The organism is Paenibacillus sp. FSL H7-0940, assembly GCF_037979415.1.
GTDB classification, from domain to species: domain Bacteria; phylum Bacillota; class Bacilli; order Paenibacillales; family Paenibacillaceae; genus Paenibacillus; species Paenibacillus amylolyticus.
Genome location: NZ_CP150280.1, coordinates 3,162,926 through 3,185,837, shown reverse-complemented (window position 1 = coordinate 3,185,837; position 22,912 = coordinate 3,162,926). Strand labels below are relative to the sequence as shown.

Below are 22,912 nucleotides of genomic sequence, written 5' to 3'. Positions count from 1 at the left end.
ATTATGTCATAAAGAAATTATATTGAATGTACAAGGCCGCGAATCACTATTGCGGTTGCAAATGATTTTATAAACAGGAGGTACGGCCGATGAGTAAAGCTACGAAAACAACAAATGAAGTCAGAAATGCGATTCAAAACCGTCGTACGGTGAAAAAATTCAAAAAAGAAGCTGTTCCTACACAGCAGATTATAGAATTGCTGGATACGGCAGTCTGGGCTCCTAACCATAAACTGCGTGAACCTTGGAGATTTTTGTTGTTTACCGGAAATGGACGGAAGAAACTGGCGGAGGCTATTGATGCAGAAATGGGAGAGGACAACAAATTCTCACCCAATATTATGCAAGTTCCATCCGTTATGCTTGTCGTGCTGGAAGAAGATCCAAGACAGAATATTTGGGACGAAGACTTCGCTGCGGTTAGTGCATTGGTTCAAAACTTTTTGCTTGCAGCCTGGAGTGAAGACATTGGAACGTTCTGGGTGACCAAGCCATTCTTGTACGCTCCCAAATTCCGCAAATCGCTTGGAATAGAGGCGGGAGAGAAGATTGTAGGTATGATTTATATGGGATATCCTGATGTTATTCCTTCTGCCAAAGAACGCACACCAGCTAAGGAGAAACTCACTCTTTTCGAATAATAAATTATTAAAAACCTTAGCTAGCAACGATCCCTTATGTTTCAGGGAAATCCACGTACAAGTACCTTTCTTCACAGAAGAGAAGGGCTTGTACGTTTTTTGTCATGTTGGTGTATCCGCATTGTAGAATCTGCATAAGGAATCCTTCTCGATTTTCCTTTGATGTCTACAGTTTCATGCCCATTTCACTGCCTTTGGGTAAATCGGCCTGTTCTTCCCTCTATATGCTTCTAAAATAGCTTCAAAATAAATTAAGATCCAATTGACGATACTGGATGGCTTCAGCCACATGAGCTGTCACAATTTCACCTTCATGGTCCAGATCGGCAATTGTCTGTGCCATCTTGATAATTCGATCATGTGCACGCATGCTCAGGTTTAACGTTTGCAGCGTTTGCTCTAACAGTTGCTCTGCCTCTTGGGGGAGATGGATCGTTCGTCGCAAAAGCGTGCCCGAAAGCTGGCTATTCCAACGAACTGAACTTTGGGCATAACGTGTAGCCTGAATTTGATGAGCGTGGATCACTTTTGCCTGCATTTCTTCAGAGGAAGGGGAAGCAGCAGACTTGCGCCACTCGCCTGGTGGAGGAACTTCAACCTGAAGATCAATGCGGTCCAGCAGTGGTCCTGAAATTTTGGCTCGGTACGCGGCAACACGGGCTGGACTACATATGCAGCGTTGCTCCTCCGAATGAGCGGACAAATATCCGCAGGGACAGGGATTCATGGAACATGCAAGCATGAACTGCGCCGGAAAGGTGAATGCAGCCCGTGCCCGACTAATTGTCACTGTGCGATCCTCTAACGGCTGCCTTAATACCTCCAGCACTTGGCGCTGGAATTCAGGTAATTCATCCAGAAACAATATGCCCCGGTGGGCAAGGCTCACTTCACCCGGTTTTGGGATACCACCGCCTCCAATCAGACCAGAGGTGGATATCGTGTGGTGAGGGGAGCGAAAAGGTCTGTCTGCAATCAGGCCTTGAGGCGCTTCTTTCAACTTGCCTGCGGCACTTAATACTTTGGTGACTTCCAACGCTTCATCTTCTGACAAAGGAGGAAGGATGGAGGGTAGACGTTTGATTAACATCGTTTTGCCCGTGCCTGGCGGTCCAACGAGCAGTATATTATGCATGCCGGCTGCAGCAATCATAAGCGCGCGTTTTACATGATGCTGCCCTAGAACATCACTATAGTCGTCTGCAAATAATGGTGTTTGTCTCGTCTTCCTATCCGCCATCTTATGAGTCTTATCAGTTATAGGAGCAGCGAGGTGTGCATAATTTTTCAACACGACTGGTCCTGCATTCGAATTATTTGGTATTCCCACTGAATTAGAGGGTTGATCTAAATTTTCCGGAGCAATATCCTGTAAATGACGAATGCCAAAAACCTGGATACCTCGAATCAGTGACGCTTCCTCCACGTTATCCAAAGGTAGGAGCACGGACGTAAAGCCTTGCCGTTTGGCCAGATCCACCATGGATAAAATGCCCGGCACGGACCTGATCGAACCGTCCAACGCCAGTTCGCCAACCACGAGTGTCCGTTCCTGGGGAGGAAGTACAAGCTGGCCGCTTGTCATAAGTAAACCAATAGCAATGGCTAGATCAAAGGAAGATCCTTCCTTGCGTAGATCAGCGGGGGCCAGATTGATTGTGATCCGCTGTAAAGGATACTGATATCCGCAGTTTTTAATCGCTGCACGAACACGTTCAACGGCCTCACGAATGGCTGAATCCGGTAAACCGATGATGGACGTCTGTGGCAGACCATTGGATAAATCAGTTTCCACCTCGATCAGAACACCATCAATTCCGTACAAACACGCACTATGCAATTTTCCGTACATAACAAAGAAACACCTCACTCGATTCTTGACTCCGCATAATACGGGCCAGTCTACGAATTAAGGTGCTTCCTCAGCTTCTATTAAGCATTTTATATAAAAGGAATCATGGAGTCAACCTGTCATTATCATTGCTGTAGTCATCTTTCCTGATCCCTGAATTTTATTTCTGGAAGGAAATCATTAAATAGCTTTGCGAACATGGTTACGTATAAACTTTCATTATGTTTATTAAATTTAGCCCGAGAAAGCGTGAATCTGTTCGATGGACTTATCTATTATTGTTGTTAAATCATGGGGATGAACTGCTGATTATCTAATTATATTTCTGTTTTACACAATCTAATTTATCATAATTAAATTGAATAGTAAAATCATTTGTGCTCAATTATTCTGTTTTTTTTCTATTTTGTGATAGTATAGATCTATAGTTCCCGTATTATTAGGAATAGATTGCACAATAGGCAGGTGAGAAAGACATATGCAGACTGACAGTTTGAAGCTGGATAACCAATTATGCTTTGCCATATATGCTTGTTCACGTGAGATTACGAAGATGTACCAGCCTTATCTGGAGGTACTTGGCGTAACGTATTCCCAGTATTTAGTGTTGATGGTGTTGTGGGAACGTGAAGAATGTACGGTTAAGGAGATCGGGGAGGCTCTCTATCTCGATTCGGGAACGTTGACACCACTTCTCAAACGTTTGCAGTCAGCAGGACTTATTAATCGCGAACGCTCAGCTCAGGACGAACGAAAAGTATTAATTACACTAACCGACTCGGGCCGTGAATTGCGGAACAAGGCATTATCCATACCTGAATCCATTCAGGGAGATGCGTGTTTGAACAGTACAGAGTTTGAAACATTACTGGGTCAGTTCAAAGGATTGCTGGAGAAAGTTCACGAAACCAACACTAACGCAGCCAAAAAATAAAATGTAGTTTTACATCAAGGAAACCTTAGCTTTTAGCTGAGGTTTTTTTCCATATATACCCAAGCATTCACAATATGGGATCATACTCATATCAAAATACTGTCTATTAACCATTAGTTTTTTAAGGAAAGCGTTTTAAAAACGTGTTACAATGAATTGGGCTTGAGTGAAAATAGTCAACATTTGTCTTTTGTTAGTCTACCAACCCGCCTTGTTGCAGTCATGTTGATAGGAGGATTCGAGAATGAATATCCATGAATATCAAGGAAAAGAAGTACTGAAACAGTATGGAGTTACCGTTCCAAACGGAAAGGTTGCTTATACAGTCGATGAAGCGGTCGCGGCCGCTGAGGCATTGGGCAGTCCAGTGACTGTTGTCAAAGCACAGATTCACGCAGGTGGCCGGGGTAAAGCCGGCGGCGTAAAAGTGGCAAAGAGTACGGATGAAGTTCGTGCCTATGCTTCTGAAATTCTGGGCAAAGTATTGGTAACACACCAGACTGGACCAGAAGGTAAAGAAGTGAAACGTCTTCTGATTGAAGAAGGATGCGATATCCGCAAAGAGTATTATGTGGGTGTTGTTGTGGACCGTGCCACAGGCCGTGTAGTTATGATGGCTTCCGAAGAAGGCGGTACTGAGATTGAAGAAGTAGCTGAAGCTACACCTGAGAAAATTTTCAAAGAAATCATTGACCCTGCCATTGGATTGCAAGTGTTCCAGGCCCGTAAACTGGCCTACAGCATTAAGATTCCAAATGAACTGGTGAACAAAGCTGTTAAGTTCATGCTCGCGCTGTACACTGCATTTGTCGAAAAAGATTGCTCTATTGCCGAGATCAATCCTCTCGTTGTTACCGGAGATGGAAACGTTATCGCGCTAGATGCGAAATTAAACTTTGACTCCAACGCCCTGTTCCGTCACAAAGACATTTTGGAACTGCGTGACCTGGATGAAGAGGATGAAAAAGAAATCGAAGCTTCCAAATACGACCTCAGCTACATAGCACTTGATGGCAACATCGGCTGTATGGTCAATGGTGCGGGACTTGCGATGGCAACGATGGATATTATTAAATACTACGGTGGAGACCCGGCCAACTTCCTTGACGTTGGGGGCGGTGCAACAACAGAGAAGGTGACTGAAGCATTTAAGATCATCTTATCCGATGCCAAAGTAGCTGGGATCTTTGTTAACATCTTTGGTGGCATCATGCGCTGTGATGTTATCGCCAATGGTGTTGTTGAAGCCGCGAAGCAGCTTGGCCTGACCAAACCGCTGGTTGTTCGTCTTGAAGGAACTAACGTGGAGCTTGGCAAACGTATTCTGGGTGAATCTGGCCTGAATATCGTTCCTGCTGATTCCATGGCCGATGGTGCACAGAAAATTGTTGCCCTCGTAAAATAAGTTCATTCCTTAGTACCGGAGCTGTCCGGGAATTGAAAAATAACCGTAAGGATGTGAAGCAACGTGAGTATTTTGATCGATAAAAATACAAAAGTCATTACGCAAGGCATTACGGGTTCAACGGGAATGTTCCACACGAAGGGCGCATTGGACTACGGAACCCAGATGGTAGGCGGAGTTACACCGGGTAAAGGCGGAACTAATGTGGATATCACGTTGGAAGACGGTACAGTAGCTAGTCTGCCGGTGTTCAACACTGTGCAGGAAGCGAAAGAAGCTACAGGCGCAACAGCGAGCGTCATTTACGTTCCTCCTGCATTTGCAGCAGATTCCATTATGGAAGCTGTTGATGCTGAGCTGGACCTCGTGATCTGTATTACAGAAGGTATTCCGGTTCTTGACATGATCAAGGTTGACCGCTTCATGGAAGGTAAAGATACTGTCCTGATCGGACCAAACTGTCCAGGTGTCATTACACCAGGAGAATGTAAAATTGGTATCATGCCTGGTTACATCCATATGGCAGGGCACGTAGGCGTTGTTTCCCGTAGTGGAACACTTACCTATGAAGCCGTTCATCAACTGACGACACGTGGTATTGGACAATCTTCAGCTGTAGGAATCGGGGGAGACCCTGTAAAAGGCTCGGAGTTCATTGATATCCTCAAACGGTTCAATGAAGATCCACAGACTCATGCGGTCATCATGATTGGTGAGATTGGTGGTACAGCTGAAGAGGATGCTGCAGATTGGGTACGTGAAAACATGACCAAACCGGTTGTTGGCTTTATCGGTGGCGTAACAGCGCCTCCAGGCAAACGGATGGGCCATGCTGGCGCTATTATCTCTGGCGGTAAAGGTACAGCCAAAGAGAAAATTGCTAAGCTGGAATCATGTGGAATCAAAGTAGCACCAACTCCTGCTGAGATGGGTTCGACTTTGGTGAGTGTACTTGAGGAACGCGGTATTTTGAATTTGTGCACGACACATTAATTCTTTTTCGTTATAATAGAAGAAACGGCTCGGAAATGATTTATTTCTGGTAGACCGACTATTATGGTTACGGAAAAGGTAAGCAACCTTTTGTCCTTGAACAGGGCGAAGGGTTGCTTTTTTGCGTTTTTTTTTACGGGAAAAGGGGGAGGAATTGTCTCTCATCTGCGTAAACGCTTGCATTCCGTGGTCACTTAACACACAATATGAGGGAAGATCTCTTCCCGCTTTGGGAGGTTTATGGTATGGAAGAAAGATGGATCTTGTTTGGGTTACATGAGATGGAGGGCATTGGCAAGAAAACAATCTCGAAACTGATTCTGGGACAACATGAATTACCCGAACTATTGAATTATGGTGAAAGCGACTGGGTCGCAGCAGGCTTGCGCAAAGATCAGGCTGCCCGTTTGGCTTGCCAATTTACTATCGACTGGATTGAGAGTAAAAGAGAACACGTTTACAATCAGGGGATAGAGGTTATTACTTATCTGGATCAGAATTATCCCATATTAATGAAGGAAACCGTTCAGCCTCCCTGGGTAATGTATGCTCGAGGGGATGTTAGTTTGCTACACAATTCGTCTATTGCCATGGTGGGAACTCGTATGCCAACCGTGTATGGGCGCAAAGTTGGAGAAAAGCTGGCAGAGCAATTATGCAATGCAGGACTGACGATTGTAAGCGGGCTTGCCCGCGGTATTGATAGCGTATGTCATGAGGCAGTACTACGTGCAAAAGGAAAAACGATTGCAGTATTCGGAACAGGGATTGATAATATATACCCACCCGAAAATACAAGTCTCGCTGAACGAATCGCGGAGACGGGGCTGCTTTTGTCGGAATATCCACCAGGTACGAGAGCGCGCCAGGGATTATTTCCGGAACGGAATCGAATCATTGCGGGTCTGACATTGGGAACATTGGTTGTTGAGGCTGACATTCGCAGTGGTTCACTCATTACAGCAGATGCTGCGCTTGAAGCAGGCAGGGATGTATTTGCAGTCCCTGGACCTATTACATCGCCGAAAAGTCGGGGAGCACACAATCTTATCCGTCAAGGGGCCAAATTGGTCACTTGTGCAGCAGATGTGTTGGAAGAGTATCGATTGGGCTTGCCAAATGCAGAACAACTTCCTTACAATAGAGGACGTTCGACCGAAACAACCGAGCCTTCCGGGCGAGGGATATTCGCTGAGGTTAAGCTCTCTCCAGATGAACAACGTGTGATTTATCTGTTGGAACAGGGAGAACAATCATTGGATCAACTGGTTGAGCTGCTTGGTTGGGATTTTGGACATTTGCATTCAGTTCTGTTATCTTTAATCATAAAAAAGCAGATTAGCCAATTACCAGGCACTAAATACGCGAGGGTATGACGAAGCTACAACCTACGTAGTGCGTGGAAATATATAATTAGCAGAAGTTATTAACTATGCATAAGCTTACAGAAACAGTTTAATGACAGTTTCATGACTGAGAGGAGGATGAACCTATGGCGGATGCACTCGTAATCGTGGAGTCGCCCTCAAAGGCGAAGACGATAGGCAAATATTTAGGCAGCAAGTTCATCGTAAAAGCTTCGATGGGGCATATTCGCGATTTGCCAAAGAGTCAGATCGGCGTTGAGGTAGAGAATGATTTTAATCCGAAATATATTACGATCCGCGGCAAAGGTTCAATTTTGAAAGAACTGAAGGATGCACGGAAGAAAGTGAAAAAAGTGTATCTCGCAGCTGACCCGGATCGCGAAGGTGAGGCTATCGCATGGCATTTGGCCCATGCCCTTGAACTGGACGATACGGCAGATTGCCGGGTAGTATTTAATGAAATTACAAAACAGGCGGTCAAAGATGCGTTCAAAACGCCGCGGAAAATCAATATGGATTTGGTTAACGCGCAGCAGGCAAGACGTATTCTGGATCGGCTCGTTGGATATAAAATTAGTCCGTTATTATGGAAGAAAGTGAAAAAAGGTTTGTCTGCAGGCCGGGTTCAGTCCGTGGCTGTTAAAATCATTTTAGATCGTGAAAATGAAATTGATGATTTTGAGCCGGAAGAATACTGGAGCATTACCGCCAAGCTGACAGCAAACGGCAATCCGTTTGAAGCCAAGTTTCATAAACTGAACGGGGCCAAAACAGAGCTGGGCAGTGAAGATGAAGTGCAAGCGATCCTGAAACAGATCGAAGGTGCAGACTTTACGATCAAGGAAGTTAAAGAGAAAGAACGGAGCCGTAACCCCTCCGCCCCGTTTACGACAAGTTCTCTGCAACAGGAAGCGGCGCGTAAATTGAATTTCAGAGCTTCCAAGACGATGTCGGTCGCCCAACAACTATATGAAGGTGTAGACCTTGGAAAAGAAGGCACAGTAGGTCTCATCACGTATATGCGTACGGACTCCACACGAATTGCGGCATCTGCACAAGAAGAAGCCAAAGAATATATCGTTGGTAAGTATGGTGAGCCATTTGCACCTGAGACTCCACGAAACTATTCCAAAAAAGCAGCTAATGCTCAGGATGCGCATGAAGCGATTCGTCCAACTTCAATTCTGCGTGACCCTGACTCAATCAAGTCATTCATGAGTCGCGATCAGTTCCGGTTGTACAAACTGGTATGGGAACGTTTTGTTGCGAGCCAGATGTCTTCGGCTATCCTGGATACACTCTCTGTAGATATTGCTGCGGGGGACACCATTTTCCGTGCAGCAGGTTCGAAGGTACGATTCCAAGGTTTCATGAAGGTATATGTTGAAGGAAACGACGATGGTACAACCGATGAAGATCGTCTGCTGCCTCCGTTGAAAAGTGGAGATGTGCTTGAGAAGCAGGAGATTGAGCCAAAACAGCATTTTACACAACCGCCACCACGATATACGGAGGCAAGGTTGGTTAAGACGCTTGAGGAATTGGGTATAGGGCGTCCGAGTACATATGCGCCAACACTGGAGACCATTCAGAAGCGCGGATATGTTGCAATTGAGGAAAAGAAATTCATGCCGACCGAGCTGGGTGAACTGGTCATCGAACAGATGGAAGAGTTTTTCCCTGAAATCCTGAATGTAGAGTTTACCGCGAACATGGAAGGTGACCTTGACCATGTGGAGGAAGGTTCCGAGGATTGGGTCAAAGTACTCGCAGAATTCTATGAATCTTTTGAGAAACGCCTTGAGTTTGCGGAAGAAGAAATGAAAGAAATCGAGATTGAAGACGAAGTATCCGATGAGATCTGTGAGAAGTGCGGCAAACCGCTGGTTTATAAACTCGGACGTTTTGGCAAGTTTCTTGCGTGCTCGGGCTTCCCTGATTGCCGGAATACCAAACCGATTATCAAGGATATCGGCGTGACTTGTCCGAAGTGTAAGGAAGGTCATGTTGTTGAGCGTCGTAGCAAAAAAGGACGTATTTTCTACGGTTGTGACAAATATCCTGAATGTGATTTTGTCTCATGGGACAGACCTTCAGCCAAACCATGTCCAAGTTGCGGATCGCTAATGATTGAAAAGCGGAACAAAAAGGGAGCACGATTGCAGTGTACTTCATGTGATCATCAGGAGCCGGTGGATGAACCGGATGACGAATCAGCGGATTAATATATATGCGAATCAAATTTAGTGAATTTTGAAATTGTTTTATGGGGGTAAATGATTTTGACGAATGAACAACAAGTAACCGTTATTGGTGCCGGGCTGGCAGGAACAGAAGCGGCCTGGCAGATTGCAAGTCGCGGCGTACGCGTGAAATTATACGAGATGAGACCTGTTGTGAAAACGCCAGCCCATCATACGGATAAATTTGCAGAACTGGTATGTAGCAACTCGCTTCGTGCGAATGGATTGACCAATGCAGTGGGTGTGTTAAAAGAAGAAATGAGGATGCTCAATTCTCTCGTATTGTCAGCAGCAGACAAACATGCAGTTCCCGCAGGTGGGGCGCTTGCTGTGGACCGTGATGGATTTTCAGGTGAGATTACATCCACGTTGCACCAGCATCCGCTCATCGAAGTGGTGAATGAGGAATTAACTTCTCTGCCGGAAGATGGCATCGTTGTTGTTGCAACGGGGCCGCTGACCTCACCTGCCTTGTCTGAGCAAATCAAGGCACTAATGGGGGAAGAGTATTTCTACTTCTATGATGCAGCTGCACCGATCATCGAAAAAGATTCAATTGATATGAATAAAGTGTATCTGGCTTCCCGTTATGATAAGGGTGAAGCGGCATATCTGAACTGTCCGATGACAGAAGAAGAGTTTGATGTCTTCTATGAAGCTCTCATTACTGCTGAAGTCGCTCAATTGAAAGAGTTCGAGAAAGAAATCTACTTTGAAGGCTGTATGCCAATCGAAGTGATGATGAAACGCGGAAAACAGACGGCTCTGTTTGGTCCGATGAAACCGGTAGGTCTGGTTAACCCTCATACAGGAGAGTTGCCACATGCGGTTGTTCAGCTTAGACAGGACAATGCAGCTGGAACCCTGTATAACTTGGTGGGCTTCCAGACGCATCTGAAATGGGGAGAACAGAAACGTGTCTTCTCCCTTATTCCTGGACTTGAAAATGCAGAGTTCGTTCGTTATGGCGTAATGCACCGTAATACATTTATTAACTCTCCTAAACTGCTTCTTCCGACGTATCAGTTTAAAGAGCGTCCAAACCTGTTCTTTGCAGGTCAGATGACGGGTGTAGAAGGATATGTGGAATCTGCTGCATCAGGGCTTATTGCCGGCATGAACGCAGCCAAAGCAGCACTTGGGCAGGAACTGGTGGTATTGCCGGTAGAAACAACACTTGGCAGTATGGCTCAGTATATTACAACGGCTGACTTCAAGCACTTCCAACCAATGAATGCAAACTTTGGTTTGTTGCCGAAGCTTGAAACGAAGATTCGTAACAAAAAGGAAAAAAATGAAGCTCTTGCACAGCGTGCCCTGGATGGCATCACCAGTTTTGCTGCGGCAGAAGGTCTAACTGTTCCGGAACGCGTATAAATTATTCGTGGGAGGATGCTGATATCATGGATATGTCATTTCATGCTACAACGATCTGTGCTGTTCGTCATAATGGTAAGGCTGCAATCGCAGGAGATGGTCAGGTGACCATGGGCCAAAGTGTTGTGATGAAGAATACAGCCAAGAAGGTAAGACGTTTGTACCGCGGACAGGTTGTTGCTGGCTTTGCTGGTTCTGTGGCGGATGCGATCACCCTGTTTGAGAAATTCGAAGGTAAGCTGGAGGAGCACCATGGTAACTTGCAACGTGCTGCTGTAGAGCTTGCCAAGGATTGGCGTCAGGATCGGATTTTGCGTAAGCTTGAGGCGCTCTTGATTGTGATGGACAAATCAGGTATGTTGCTCATTTCAGGCGGCGGGGAGATTATCGAACCGGATGATGACGTTATTGCTATCGGATCAGGTGGAAACTTTGCCTTATCTGCTGCGCGTGCGTTGAAACGTCATGCAGTAAACCTGGAAGCGAAAGATATTGCGCGTGAATCACTTCAGATTGCCTCAGAGCTATGTGTATATACCAATAATAATATTATTGTAGAAGAGTTATAAGCCAAAGAAATCTCCCGTAGTGGAGCATGATTCTGTAATCTGCTCCAGGACGTCTAGGGGATTCTTTGTCCTTGTTAGGAAAAATAAATTCAACATACTGGTAGGAGGGAAGCAATATGAATACTCAAGCGTTAACACCGAGACAGATTGTTGCAGAGCTTGACAAGTATATTGTAGGTCAAAAGAAAGCTAAAAAATCGGTAGCTGTAGCCCTTCGTAATCGATATCGGCGTAGCCTTTTGCCTGAGCACACTCAGGACGACATTGTGCCTAAAAATATCTTGATGATTGGACCTACCGGTGTGGGTAAAACGGAAATCGCCCGTCGCCTTGCTAAACTGGTAGGTGCGCCATTTGTGAAAGTGGAAGCTACCAAGTTCACTGAAGTAGGTTACGTTGGCCGTGACGTTGAATCGATGGTGCGTGATCTGATTGAGACATCACTGCGGATGGTGAAGTTGGAGCGGACTGAAAAAGTGAAGGACAAAGCTGAAGAAGCTGCCAATGAGCGAATTGTACATATTTTGGCTCCTTCACAGTCCAAGTCCAAGAGTCAGCGTAATCCCTTTGAGATGATTTTTGGTAATAATGGCAACAACGTTCAGGAACAGGATGAGCCAGAACCGGATACCGGGGTTGCCGAACGCCGCCGTAAGATCAAGTTTGATCTGTTGTCCGGCAAGCTGGAGGATGACATCATTGAGATTGATGTCGAAGACACTGCGCCTAACATGATGGACATGTTTGCTGGACAAGGTAATGATCAGATGGGCATGAATATGCAGGAGATGTTTGGAAGCCTCTTACCTCGTCGTACGAAAAAGCGCAAGCTCGCCATCAAAGAAGCGCGCAAAGTGTTGACCCAGGAAGAAGCAGGCAAATTGATCGATATGGATGATGTTACACAAGAATCCATTCGTCGAGCAGAGCAGACAGGTATCATTTTCATAGATGAAATTGACAAGGTCGCCAGTCAAGGGCGCGGTAGTGGTCCTGATGTATCCCGTGAGGGTGTGCAACGTGACATACTGCCTATCGTAGAGGGCTCTACAGTAATGACGAAATATGGTCCTGTCAAAACGGATTATATTCTGTTTATGGCAGCTGGCGCATTCCATGTCGCCAAACCCTCTGATTTGATTCCTGAGCTTCAGGGACGCTTCCCAATTCGTGTGGAACTAAGCAGTCTAACACTGGAGGAGTTTGTATCCATTCTGACTGAACCCCAAAATGCACTGACCAAGCAGTATGTTGATCTGTTGCGCACAGAGAATATTGAGATTGAGTTCTCGGATGAGGCTATTCGCGAGATTGCCAAATTGGCTGAATCCGTCAATCAAAATACAGAAAATATAGGTGCTCGTCGATTGCATACGATTCTTGAAAAGCTTTTGGAGGATTTATCCTTTGAGGCACCTGAGCTTACACTGGAGCGTATGGTGATCACTCCGGAGTATGTCCGGGAGAAATTAAATGATATTGCGCTTGATCGTGATTTGAGCCAGTATATCCTGTAACATGCGGCTAGTAATGTAGTTGTTAAGATGATGCTATAAATGAACGGTATGCAAGAGAGTAGAGAACATTTGTGTGATCGACAAAGGGAAGCGATCCTTTAACGAATCACAAAGGCCCTCTTACTTAACGCATATCGTTTATTTTTGTTTCTATCTAAAGGATTTTGATGTTACAACCGATAAAAGATGTGTGGTTGTTATACGGATCGACAAAACCTAGGACTTGTGCCGCATGTATCCGGAGTTAAAACCTATCGGAGTGGTAGTTATTCTTCCATTCCAAACCCAATGATTCCCATTAAATGAATTTTCCTTATTCCAAGTCTGGTCATCGGTTTAGTCGACAGATTGGTAAATGTTGCGTAAATGCGCAAAATGATGAATTGTTGAAAAGTTTGAAGCCACTAATTGTTTTCTTAAAATTAAAATATATAGACCCCACTTAATTGTTAAGAAAGTGTTGTGTGGGCAAGACGAGTTTTCTTTAGTCTTGAAAGATAATTTGTCAATTGATTAATATACAGCTTTGTATGTATACCTATCATATTGTCCTTAAACCCTTAGTATAACAGCAAAAAATTCTAACATTATCAACTATGAAATATTCGGAAATATACATAATTACGGGCGTTATAAGCTCATGCTGAGACTCGAATTTTTTTTTTTATTTTAAGAATGTTAAAGAACAATAAGGGAGAGTATTAACATACTTTTGTTTTGGGCCCGAACATTTACGAAAAAATTCATAATTTGCAGAAAATACACAAAAAGCCCCGTCTTTCAGAAAAGATAGGGCTTTTTTCTTATTGTAATAAATCCCAAACTCGAAGAAACTTATGTTATACGACAACATCAGAGTTAATTCTACTTAAGTCCTAGAAAACCGTGTAAAGACGAATGTTTTTGTCGAAAAAAACATAAGAATTTTTAAGGGAAAAGATACAATCTTTTTCCATAACTTCTAAAGAGAGGAGGGAGATTGTGAATCTTTTAAACGATATCAGCTTTAAAAGATTACAAGGTGCACTCGATGCGTCCAATATCAGACAACGAACAATTGCTGACAACATCGCGAACGCCGACACCCCGTATTTCAAGCGCTCGGACGTTTCTTTTGAAGAAATGTTGCAAGGGCAAATGAATGGAGATATGCCTGTTCTTAAGGGTAAAGTAACTGATGCAAGGCATTTTGTCATAGGTCCTTCCTCTTCCGTACCCACGCCAGTAGTTAATATGGACCAGTCAACCTCCATGAATAACAACGAAAACAATGTCGATATAGACAGAGAAATGAGTCTTCTGGCGGAGAATCAGTTACGTTATAACGCTTATATTCAGCAAGTGAACGAACAAATTAAAATCATGCGTGTTGGCGTGGAAGGGAGATAACCTAAATTGAACATTAGTAATAGTTTTAGTATCAGTAGCTCAGCTCTGACAGCCCAACGGTTGCGGATGGACGTAATATCTTCCAACATTGCCAACGCAGAGACTACGCGCGCGAGCGTATCCAATGGTGAAGCGGTCCCTTACAAACGTAAAATGGTTGTGCTTGAGCCGAATAAAACGTCATTTGGTACGATGCTGCAAAATCAGATGAGAGGTAGCGGTTCAGGAGATGGCGTAAGAGTAACGGAGATTCGCGAGGATCAGTCACCTCTGAAGCCTGTGTATGACCCTTCTCATCCGGATGCAAACGCAGAAGGATATGTATTTATGCCTAATGTGGATATTGCGAAAGAAATGGTCGACATGATCTCTGCTTCGCGTTCATATGAAGCAAACGTAACAGCACTGAATTCAACCAAAGCGATGATCTCCAAAGCTTTGGAGATTGGAAGATAATCTGCTTAAAAATGAAAATAAGAAAAATACAAACCAGGGATGAAGGGGAGGGACATTAATGATTCAGAACAACATGTTTAGCATACAGGGGATACAACCGCTACAGATGAAGAGTGCAACCGAAAGTAAGCCTTCTACACCAGCCGAAACCATTCAGAGCTTCGGTACATACTTACAGAATGCATTAGGGTCCGTTGCAGCACAGGAGGCTCAATCGCATGAAATGTCGAATCAATTTTTGGTCGGCAAAGCGAATGTGGATCAAGTGATGATTGCTTCAGAACAGGCCTTGTTAAGCCTACAACTCACAACTCAAGTCCGAAACAAAGTGGTCGAAGCATACCAAGAAGTTATGCGAACGCAGTTATAAAATAACCTACTTGCGCTTCGATAATAGCGCTGATCATTACAACAAAGCAGCTGCGATGCTGCTCCTGATCGTCAACCTATGAAACGGCTAGGGTTGAGTAAGGACAGACTAAGCAAAGTTTCGGATGGGGTGACAGAGTGAATGAGAGAATCGCCCAGTACAGGGATAAGGCATCCCAGTATTGGAATAGTTTTAGCAAAAAGCAAAAAGTATTATTTATATCCACCTTCCTGTTCCTGATTTTGGCTGCAGTTGTACTCACGATGCAATTGTCCAAAACGGAATATGAAGTTGCTTTTACAGATTTGAATGCAAGTGATTCAGCGGGCGTGATCAGTTATCTCGATTCATCTAGCATTCCATACAAATTAAGTTCAGATGGCAAGACCATATCCGTACCGAGTACAAGTGTTGCAATTGCAAAGGTGAATGTTGGATCTCAAGGGATTATTCAGAATGGTTCATTAGGGTATAAGTCATTCGAGGAGTCATCATCCCCCATCGGGATGACGGATAAAGAGTTTGATGTAAAGTACAACAACGCTATAAACGGAGAAGTTGAACAGTTACTTCAGCGGATGCAAGGGATACAGGATGCTAAAGTACTGGTTAATATGCCGAAAGATAACATCTTTGCTGGTTTGGAAGAACAAGACAAAGCATCAGCATCGGTAGCTCTCCAATTCAAACCGGGTTATCACCCAAATCAGGCAGCGGTAGATGGCTACTTTAACTTGGTTAAGACTGCAATTCCTAATCTGCCTGTTGAGAACATCACGATTACAAACACAGATGAAGCAGAATTGATTCCAACTGCCCGAGGTGGCAGTGGCGGGTTGTCTTCCGAAGTTCAAGAGAACATGGCACTACAGAAAAAGTTTGAAAACGATGTCCGTAATAACGTAAAGCAGTTCCTTTCCCAGATTGTAGGCGAAGACAAAGTTAATGTTTTGGTAGCCTCCAAACTTAATTTTGACAAAGAAACACGTAAGGAAAATCTGGTTACACCTGTTGATGTAGATAATATGAAAGGCATCGAGATCAGTGTGCAGGAGATTCAAAAGAGCTACACTGGCGCAAGCAATCCAACAGGTGGTGTTGCTGGCACAGGGCAAGAGGAAGTTCCGGGTTACCCATCATCTGATGCAACCGGTAACTCTACCTCCGAAGAATCATCAAGCACTATAAACTACGATGTTAATCGAATCGCCAAGGATATTATTTCCAGTCCGTATACTGTAAAAGACTTAACCATTAACGTTGCAGTTGAACCACCGAATGGAGAAACAGAATTACAGGGACCGGTTCAGGACGCAATTGAGAATATTTTGGTTAACATTGTTCGTGCTTCACTGGCAGACTCAGGCACTATAATAAGTGACGCCGATCTGACAAAGAAAGTTTCAGTTATGTCACAAGGCTTCCAGACTGCCTCTGCAGACAATACAGGTTTCCAGCTTTCCTCAACGATGATGTGGGGTGGAGGCGCACTCATAGCGGCATTGATCGCAGCGGTAGTTATTTTGTTAGTACGCCGTCGCCGCAAACAAAACGAAGTCGAAGAAGAAGAGATTCCTCTTCCAATAGCAACAGAGTTCCCGTCCATTACGCTGGACAGTGTAACGAACGAAAGTCAGGTGCGCAAACAATTGGAGAGTTTGGCCAAGAAAAAGCCAGACGAATTCGTCAATCTGCTGCGTACATGGCTGGCTGACGAATAGAGGTGAGCGCATTGGCAAAGGCAAGCAGTCAAGGTTTGACTGGCAAACAAAAAGCAGCAATATTGTTGATTACATTAGGTCCGGAAGTATCGGCTCAGATTTTCAAACATCTGCGTGACGAAGAGATCGAGCAACTTACGTTGGAGATTGCCAACGTTCGCAAGGTTGATTCTTCCGAAAAGGATATGATCATGGCCGAGTTTCACCAGATCTGTCTGGCGCAGGAATATATCTCTCAGGGCGGTATCAATTACGCCAGAGAAATCCTGGAAAAAGCTCTGGGTTCATCAAAAGCACTTGAAGTCATTAATCGTTTGACAGCTACGCTGCAAGTCAGACCATTTGACTTTGCGCGCAAAGCAGATCCGAATCAAATTTTGAACTTTATTCAGAATGAAAGCCCGCAAACGATTGCCCTGGTTCTGTCTTACCTGCAATTCGAACAGGCAGCAGCGATTCTATCATCCTTGCCACAAGAGAAACAGGCAGATGTCGCTCGCCGGGTGGCTGTTATGGATAGTACTTCGCCAGAAGTTATCTCTCAAGTGGAGCGGGTTCTGGAACAGAAGTTATCCTCTACCGTAACGCAGGATTACACCAATGCAGGTGGTATCGAATCGATCGTTCAGATTCTGAACGGAGTCGATCGGGGGACAGAACGTACCATTTTGGACTCGCTCGAGATTCAGGATCCAGAGCTTGCAGAGGAAATCAAAAAACGCATGTTTGTATTCGAAGATATCGTCAATGTGGATGATCGTTCGATTCAGCGCATTATTCGGGATATCGACAACGCAGATTTGCAGTTGGCACTCAAAGTGGCAAGCGAAGAAGTTCGGGATGCCGTGTTCCGGAATATGTCGAAACGGATGTCCGAGACATTCAAAGAAGAGATGGAATTCATGGGACCTGTGCGATTGCGTGATGTTGAGGAAGCTCAGACACGTATCGTAGGAACGATACGCAGATTGGAAGAAGCCGGTGAGATCATTATCGCACGCGGTGGAGGAGATGATATCATTGTCTAATTTGATTAAATCTTTCCAGTATGTACCGGTTGATGACCGTAAAAAACTTGAAAATCATCATCATTATGGTGGTTCTGAGGAGTCTGAAACGGAATTAAGTGGTGTGAGTGCTGAAGGTTCTGAAGTTGAAACACTTCAAGCACGCGTGGACGAAGAAACACAACGTCTTACCGCAGAAATGCTGGAAGATGCCAAGGAGTTTGCAGAAAAGCAAGTACGTGAAGCTTCAGAAGAGGCAGAGCGCATGCTTCAAGAGGCCCGTGAACAGATCGACAGCTGGTGGCAGGAACAACGACAACAGGATGAACATCTGACCGAAGCGCTTCGTTCACAAGGTTTCCAACAGGGTTTTGAGGAAGGCAAAGTACAAGCTGAACTGGATCTCCAGGTGCAGATCGAAAAGATGATGATTGAAGCCCAGGAAGTGCTCAGGGAAGCTTATGTAGCTAAAGATCAGATCATTCAGGAAGCCGAACCGTTCCTCGTGGAGCTCGCTTGCGGGATCGCTGAGAAAGTCATTGATAAGCAACTTACCATTGAACCCGATCATACATTGGAACTGATTCGTCAGAGTTTGTCACGTAAACGGGAGCAGGGTTTGATCACACTCTGTGTGGCACCTGATCAGTTTACATTTGTACAGGCAGCTCGTGAAGAATTGTCTCTATCTATTGACTCTCAGGCAGAATTGCAGATTTTGCCTGATTCAACGGTCAAAGATAAGGGATGTGTCATTCGTTCTTCGTTCGGAAGTGTAGATGCGAGAATTGATACACAGCTTGCTGAGATTAAAAAAGAACTGGTCCGCATAGCACTTGAGGATGAGGAGCGAAAAAATCAACATGAAGGTTCTTAGTTCACAGCGATATATGGAACATTTGCGCCAATTCGATCCTGTTCGTATTAACGGCAAAGTTACTCAGGTCATTGGTCTTATGGTGGAGTCAGAAGGGCCAGATGCAAGTATCGGTGACGTATGTTATATCTATCCTGGTAAATCGGCCAAGCCTCTTCAGGCCGAAGTTGTTGGGTTTCGAGATAACAAAGTGCTGCTTATGCCACTGGGTGAACTTCAATCCATCGGTCCTGGCTGCGATGTAGTAGGTACGGGTAAACCACTCGGCGTTCAGGTAGGCTCCGAATTGCTCGGTAAAGTATTGGACGGACTTGGCCAACCGCTGGACGGTTCCCTCCTTCCATCCAGAATGCCGATGTACTCTACCTCCAATACACCGGTTAATCCAATGGATCGTCCACGTGTACTTGAAACGATGGGTGTTGGTGTAAGAGCTATCGACGGATTGTTGACCGTAGGTAAGGGACAGCGTGTAGGTATTTTTGCCGGTTCTGGTGTTGGTAAGAGTACATTGATGGGCATGATTGCTCGTAATACAGCAGCAGATGTCAATGTCATCGCGCTTGTGGGTGAGCGTGGACGTGAGGTACGCGACTTTATTGAACGGGATCTGGGTCCGGAAGGACTGGAACGTTCCGTAGTCATTGTTGCAACATCAGATCAGCCTGCCCTGATTCGGATTAAGGGAGCAGTTATTGCGACCACTATTGCAGAGTATTTCCGAGATCGTGGAATGAACGTGATGCTCATGATGGATTCGGTAACCCGATATGCGATGGCACAAAGGGAAGTGGGTCTGGCTGTAGGCGAACCTCCGGCAATGAGAGGATATACGCCATCGGTTTTTGCAAGTTTGCCCAAACTGCTTGAACGGGCGGGTACAGGACCTACCGGTTCGATTACAGCCTTTTACACCGTTCTGGTCGATGGGGATGACATGAATGAACCGATCGCGGATGCGGTAAGGGGTATTCTGGATGGACACATTGTGTTAAATCGATCCATTGCAAATAAAGGTCATTTTCCAGCGATTGATGTGTTAGCCAGCATAAGCCGTGTTATGAAGGATATTGCTCCAGAAGAGCAGTTGGAAGCCGTTAATAATATGAAACGTTTGATGGCTGTGTACAAAGAATCGGAAGATTTGATCAATATTGGAGCTTACCAGCGGGGATCAAATGCAGCCATAGATGAATCGATAGACCAGATTGATAGTATATGGAACTTTACCAAGCAGAAAGTCGACGAGAAAGTCACTTTAAGTGAAGTACAGGAACGTTTGATTCTTGAATTTGCAAGGAGATGAATGGGTAAACGATGAAATTTCGATATCATTTCCAGAAAGTTGTTGACCTGAAGAGTAATGAAAAAACACAGGCAGAGTGGATGTTATCCACAGCGATCGGTAAACTTCAGACGGAGGAAGATCATCTGATACAACTTCTTAATGATAGAAGTAATCTGATCGGCATTATCCAATCTGCTACGGAAAATACAGCGTCTGTAAACAGTCTGCAGGAGATGCAGCGTTATGTATATCACCTTGACGAGTGCATTTCACGCAAAAACAGTGATGTTAAACATGCTCAGGTCAATGTGCAACGGAATCAGACGTTTCTGAACGGTAAGATGGTTGATGAAAAAGTATGGCTTGGAGCGAGAGACAAGGCAAAAATCAAATTTCAGCAGGAGATGCTCCTCCGGGAACAGAACGATCTGGACGAGATGGCTACTGTACGCTTCGCTGCCAAAGCCGGACGCGCGAATTGATGTGAGCCGGACGCGAAGTTGTCTCGTGAAGGAGGAATAAACGATGGCTGTTAAAGATGATAGCGACATGGAAAAAGAGTCGGGAGGCGGTTGGGAAAAGTTTCTCATGATTTCTATCCCGATTGTATTCACCGTGGTATTGCTAGGTGTACTACTTACGCTATTTAATGTAGATATTCGTAATAATTTGTTTGAATTTGCCAACAAGATACCGGTAGTTAAGGAATGGGTACCTGATCCTGTACTGGATCCGGAGAAGGAGAAGCTGGAGAAGAGTGAGCAGCAGGTTGAAAGTGCTGAAGCCACAATCGAAAAGCTGAAATCCCAAGTAACTGCCAAAGAAACAGAGCTCAAGGCAGCACAGGAAGCGACAACAACTGAAGCAAAGAAGGCCACGGACCTTCAGAAGAAGTTGGATGATGCGGAAAAAGCGGATGAAACGGCTACAGCAGCAACGCCCGAAACGGAATCTGATTATCAGAAACAAATCAAAGATTTGGCTAAAATGTATGCTGACATGAGCCCAAGCAAAGCTGCACCGATTTTGCAAAATATGACGAATGAGGAAATGGTATTGTTGTTGAATGCCATGCAGTCATCTGCTCGGACCAAGGTGCTTGAAAAGATGGACCCGAAAACGGCAGCCGATGTCACCATGATGATGAAGGATGCCAAACCGTCCGGGGATCTGGCGCTGGATGCGCTGCAATCCAGATTGAAGAAAGAAACCACAGCAACTTCAACTGCATCCACAACCACAAGCAAAAACCTGGATAAAAACCAGCTTAGTCAAACATTTGCTTCGATGTCTGCTTCAAGTGGTGCCAAGCTATTATTGGAAACATACAAGTTAAGTCCTGACAAAACATTGACCATCCTGAATTCAGTAGATGATGCAACACGCTCTCAATTGCTTGAGAACATGTCTTCAGAGGATTCGGTTGAAACTGCAAAAATTTTGAACAGATTAATGGGTAACAAGTAGAACTGATTACTCTGTATAACCGAGAGGAGGTGAAAATAAATGTCGATTGTATATCAAATGGCATCCACAGCATCTGCAAAAGCAACGGGGACAGGTCAGACAACCGGAGCACAATCGAAAGGTTCAGCTGTAGGTGCTAGCGATGAATTTCTCCAAACTCTTACACAATCGCTATCTGGAGGAAACACAGAAGGTGATAGTTCAAGCGCTACTGGAAGTTTAACTGCCAATCCGTTGGTGTTTTCCTTTGCTACAAGTGAAGAAGGAGAAGCGGCATCAATCACGGCTATACTGAATTCGTTGTTCACGGACTTGGATTCACTTGACGAAGCTTTGGAAAATGACCCAGCTCTACTTGCAGGTTTGCAAACTCTGATTCAACAGATGTATACACAATTAAGTGATCCTTCAGGTACTAATGCAGAAGGTTCCGACGAGTCTTCGAACGGAGCGGAAAGTGTAAAAATAGTACCCGCAATTGAACTGTCGCAGCATCCTGCAGCAGTACGTTTTGTTCTGCAAGATATGCTTACACAATTAGTAGCTGGAATGAATGATCCTGAGAGTAACGTTGCGAAGAACGCTCCTGAATTCAAACATTTGTTACAATCTCTGCAGAGTCAGCTTCAAGAGTCTGGAGTGGATACCACTAGTAACAAAGGATGGACTGAACTGAAATCCATACTGGATACATTGACTGCAGTTAAGGATCAGACTGCACAAGTTGCTCCAAGTACTTCGCTTCAAACATCCAAACAGGATTCGGTCGTACCACAAGTTCTTGTTGCGGCAGTGGCGAATTCTGGAACCCAGGTGAAAGCTGAAGCTGAGACAACATCTGCTTCAAATGCAGGTGGAGAAGTGGAACACTCAACCATCATTACTGCAGGAGAGCTGTCCTTGCGTTCATCAGGTACAACAGCAGGAAAACCGGCTGAACCTGTAATGCAAACATCACAGTTTGCGAAGGAAATGACACAGTTTGTTGTTAACAAGCTGGATATTGTCCAGCAAAAAGGATTTTCCGAGGCGACCATCTCACTTCGGCCTGAGCATCTAGGTAAGTTGGATGTTCAAATTACCTTACAGAACGGGCAGTTGGTTGCACGGTTTATGACTGAGCATACGATGGCTAAAGACATGCTTGAACAACAAATGACGCAGCTGCGTTCTTCACTTCAAGCCCAGGGAATTCAAGTGGAACGACTTGAGGTTACCCAGAACAGTTCAATCGGATCACAGATGTATCAGGACGGAGGCCGTCAGCCGGGAAGTAACTCTCAACAACAACGCCGTTCGCGTGAGCGTGAGGAACAATCGGATGATGCTATAGCTACAGCAGGGATTCAAGAAGAATTGCGTAACTGGCGTAGCGAGCAAGTCGAAGGAAATGAATTACAGAGAGATACGTTTAGTGCTGAGGCTTAAACAGAAATGAG

20 protein-coding genes are annotated in these 22,912 nt (G+C 44.8%); 19 read left to right on the top strand and 1 reads right to left on the bottom strand.

The features are described 5' to 3' along the window. Window positions 1-89 precede the first annotated feature (89 nt). Window positions 90-641: a nitroreductase gene (locus MHB71_RS13915; protein WP_340029929.1), complete on the top strand. Its 552-nt coding sequence runs from the start codon at window positions 90-92 to the stop codon at window positions 639-641. Window positions 642-882: 241 nt separating this feature from the next. On the opposite strand, the gene MHB71_RS13910 is transcribed toward MHB71_RS13915, so the two are convergent. Further along, window positions 883-2,493 carry a YifB family Mg chelatase-like AAA ATPase gene (locus tag MHB71_RS13910; protein WP_340029927.1) on the bottom strand — a complete coding sequence of 537 codons (1,611 nt, stop codon included), beginning with the start codon at window positions 2,491-2,493 and terminating at the stop codon, window positions 883-885. 478 nt (window positions 2,494-2,971) lie between these two features. Between MHB71_RS13910 and MHB71_RS13905 the strand changes: the two genes are divergently transcribed. The 18 genes from MHB71_RS13905 (at window position 2,972) to MHB71_RS13820 (ending at window position 22,901) form a co-directional block, all read left to right on the top strand. Then, window positions 2,972-3,427: a MarR family transcriptional regulator gene (locus MHB71_RS13905; RefSeq protein ID WP_036609387.1), complete on the top strand. Its 456-nt coding sequence runs from the start codon at window positions 2,972-2,974 to the stop codon at window positions 3,425-3,427. Window positions 3,428-3,671: 244 nt separating this feature from the next. Next, window positions 3,672-4,832 (top strand): ADP-forming succinate--CoA ligase subunit beta, encoded by a 1,161-nt coding sequence (gene sucC, locus MHB71_RS13900; protein ID WP_036609384.1) that lies wholly within the window; start codon window positions 3,672-3,674, stop codon window positions 4,830-4,832. A gap of 63 nt (window positions 4,833-4,895) precedes the next feature. Next, a complete protein-coding gene (gene sucD / locus MHB71_RS13895; protein ID WP_074094556.1) occupies window positions 4,896-5,825 on the top strand; it encodes a succinate--CoA ligase subunit alpha in 930 nt (309 codons plus the stop codon). A 245-nt stretch (window positions 5,826-6,070) separates the two neighbouring features. Then, the gene (gene dprA, locus MHB71_RS13890; protein ID WP_340029926.1) at window positions 6,071-7,201 is read left to right on the top strand and encodes a DNA-processing protein DprA; all 1,131 of its coding nucleotides are present in this window, start codon (window positions 6,071-6,073) and stop codon (window positions 7,199-7,201) included. A gap of 116 nt (window positions 7,202-7,317) precedes the next feature. Further along, entirely contained in the window at window positions 7,318-9,417 is a 2,100-nt protein-coding gene (gene topA / locus MHB71_RS13885) for a type I DNA topoisomerase (protein ID WP_340029925.1), read from the top strand. Between the two features lie 57 nt (window positions 9,418-9,474). Continuing rightward, the gene (gene trmFO, locus MHB71_RS13880; RefSeq protein ID WP_036609377.1) at window positions 9,475-10,812 is read left to right on the top strand and encodes an FADH(2)-oxidizing methylenetetrahydrofolate--tRNA-(uracil(54)-C(5))-methyltransferase TrmFO; all 1,338 of its coding nucleotides are present in this window, start codon (window positions 9,475-9,477) and stop codon (window positions 10,810-10,812) included. Window positions 10,813-10,838: 26 nt separating this feature from the next. Next, a complete protein-coding gene (gene hslV, locus MHB71_RS13875) occupies window positions 10,839-11,381 on the top strand; it encodes an ATP-dependent protease subunit HslV (protein WP_017689194.1) in 543 nt (180 codons plus the stop codon). Between the two features lie 116 nt (window positions 11,382-11,497). Then, window positions 11,498-12,898, top strand: a complete 1,401-nt coding sequence (gene hslU, locus MHB71_RS13870; RefSeq protein ID WP_036609375.1) for an ATP-dependent protease ATPase subunit HslU — start codon at window positions 11,498-11,500, stop codon at window positions 12,896-12,898. Window positions 12,899-13,879: 981 nt separating this feature from the next. Then, complete coding sequence (gene flgB, locus MHB71_RS13865) at window positions 13,880-14,287, top strand: flagellar basal body rod protein FlgB (protein WP_036670359.1); 408 nt, start codon at window positions 13,880-13,882, stop codon at window positions 14,285-14,287. Window positions 14,288-14,293: 6 nt separating this feature from the next. Further along, window positions 14,294-14,743: a flagellar basal body rod protein FlgC gene (gene flgC / locus MHB71_RS13860; RefSeq protein WP_017689191.1), complete on the top strand. Its 450-nt coding sequence runs from the start codon at window positions 14,294-14,296 to the stop codon at window positions 14,741-14,743. A gap of 58 nt (window positions 14,744-14,801) precedes the next feature. After that, entirely contained in the window at window positions 14,802-15,113 is a 312-nt protein-coding gene (gene fliE, locus MHB71_RS13855; protein WP_282321926.1) for a flagellar hook-basal body complex protein FliE, read from the top strand. Window positions 15,114-15,250: 137 nt separating this feature from the next. Then, window positions 15,251-16,834 (top strand): flagellar basal-body MS-ring/collar protein FliF, encoded by a 1,584-nt coding sequence (gene fliF / locus MHB71_RS13850; RefSeq protein ID WP_282321925.1) that lies wholly within the window; start codon window positions 15,251-15,253, stop codon window positions 16,832-16,834. 11 nt (window positions 16,835-16,845) lie between these two features. Then, window positions 16,846-17,862: a flagellar motor switch protein FliG gene (gene fliG / locus MHB71_RS13845; protein WP_036609368.1), complete on the top strand. Its 1,017-nt coding sequence runs from the start codon at window positions 16,846-16,848 to the stop codon at window positions 17,860-17,862. After that, a complete protein-coding gene (locus tag MHB71_RS13840; protein ID WP_340029921.1) occupies window positions 17,855-18,718 on the top strand; it encodes a FliH/SctL family protein in 864 nt (287 codons plus the stop codon). Before fliG ends, MHB71_RS13840 begins: the two co-directional genes overlap by 8 nt. Further along, complete coding sequence (gene fliI, locus MHB71_RS13835) at window positions 18,705-20,024, top strand: flagellar protein export ATPase FliI (protein WP_036609365.1); 1,320 nt, start codon at window positions 18,705-18,707, stop codon at window positions 20,022-20,024. Before MHB71_RS13840 ends, fliI begins: the two co-directional genes overlap by 14 nt. An 11-nt stretch (window positions 20,025-20,035) precedes the next feature. Beyond that, on the top strand, window positions 20,036-20,488 hold the full coding sequence (gene fliJ / locus MHB71_RS13830) for a flagellar export protein FliJ (protein ID WP_340029920.1): 453 nt from the start codon (window positions 20,036-20,038) through the stop codon (window positions 20,486-20,488). 43 nt (window positions 20,489-20,531) lie between these two features. Continuing rightward, a complete protein-coding gene (locus MHB71_RS13825; RefSeq protein ID WP_340029919.1) occupies window positions 20,532-21,473 on the top strand; it encodes a kinesin in 942 nt (313 codons plus the stop codon). Window positions 21,474-21,512: 39 nt separating this feature from the next. Continuing rightward, complete coding sequence (locus MHB71_RS13820) at window positions 21,513-22,901, top strand: flagellar hook-length control protein FliK (protein ID WP_340029918.1); 1,389 nt, start codon at window positions 21,513-21,515, stop codon at window positions 22,899-22,901. The last annotated feature ends 11 nt before the right edge of the window (window positions 22,902-22,912 follow it).

Excerpts from the sequence above, each read along its gene's own strand:
- MHB71_RS13905 (WP_036609387.1), top strand. The coding sequence starts at position 2,972 with ATGCAGACTGACAGTTTGAAGCTGGATAACCAATTATGCTTTGCCATA.
- sucC (WP_036609384.1), top strand. The coding sequence starts at position 3,672 with ATGAATATCCATGAATATCAAGGAAAAGAAGTACTGAAACAGTATGGA.
- hslU (WP_036609375.1), top strand. The coding sequence starts at position 11,498 with ATGAATACTCAAGCGTTAACACCGAGACAGATTGTTGCAGAGCTTGAC.
- MHB71_RS13915 (WP_340029929.1), top strand. The coding sequence starts at position 90 with ATGAGTAAAGCTACGAAAACAACAAATGAAGTCAGAAATGCGATTCAA.
- MHB71_RS13910 (WP_340029927.1), bottom strand. The coding sequence starts at position 2,493 with ATGTACGGAAAATTGCATAGTGCGTGTTTGTACGGAATTGATGGTGTT.
- topA (WP_340029925.1), top strand. The coding sequence starts at position 7,318 with ATGGCGGATGCACTCGTAATCGTGGAGTCGCCCTCAAAGGCGAAGACG.
- fliI (WP_036609365.1), top strand. The coding sequence starts at position 18,705 with ATGAAGGTTCTTAGTTCACAGCGATATATGGAACATTTGCGCCAATTC.
- dprA (WP_340029926.1), top strand. The coding sequence starts at position 6,071 with ATGGAAGAAAGATGGATCTTGTTTGGGTTACATGAGATGGAGGGCATT.
- hslV (WP_017689194.1), top strand. The coding sequence starts at position 10,839 with ATGGATATGTCATTTCATGCTACAACGATCTGTGCTGTTCGTCATAAT.
- MHB71_RS13820 (WP_340029918.1), top strand. The coding sequence starts at position 21,513 with ATGTCGATTGTATATCAAATGGCATCCACAGCATCTGCAAAAGCAACG.
- fliJ (WP_340029920.1), top strand. The coding sequence starts at position 20,036 with ATGAAATTTCGATATCATTTCCAGAAAGTTGTTGACCTGAAGAGTAAT.
- MHB71_RS13825 (WP_340029919.1), top strand. The coding sequence starts at position 20,532 with ATGGCTGTTAAAGATGATAGCGACATGGAAAAAGAGTCGGGAGGCGGT.
- fliE (WP_282321926.1), top strand. The coding sequence starts at position 14,802 with ATGATTCAGAACAACATGTTTAGCATACAGGGGATACAACCGCTACAG.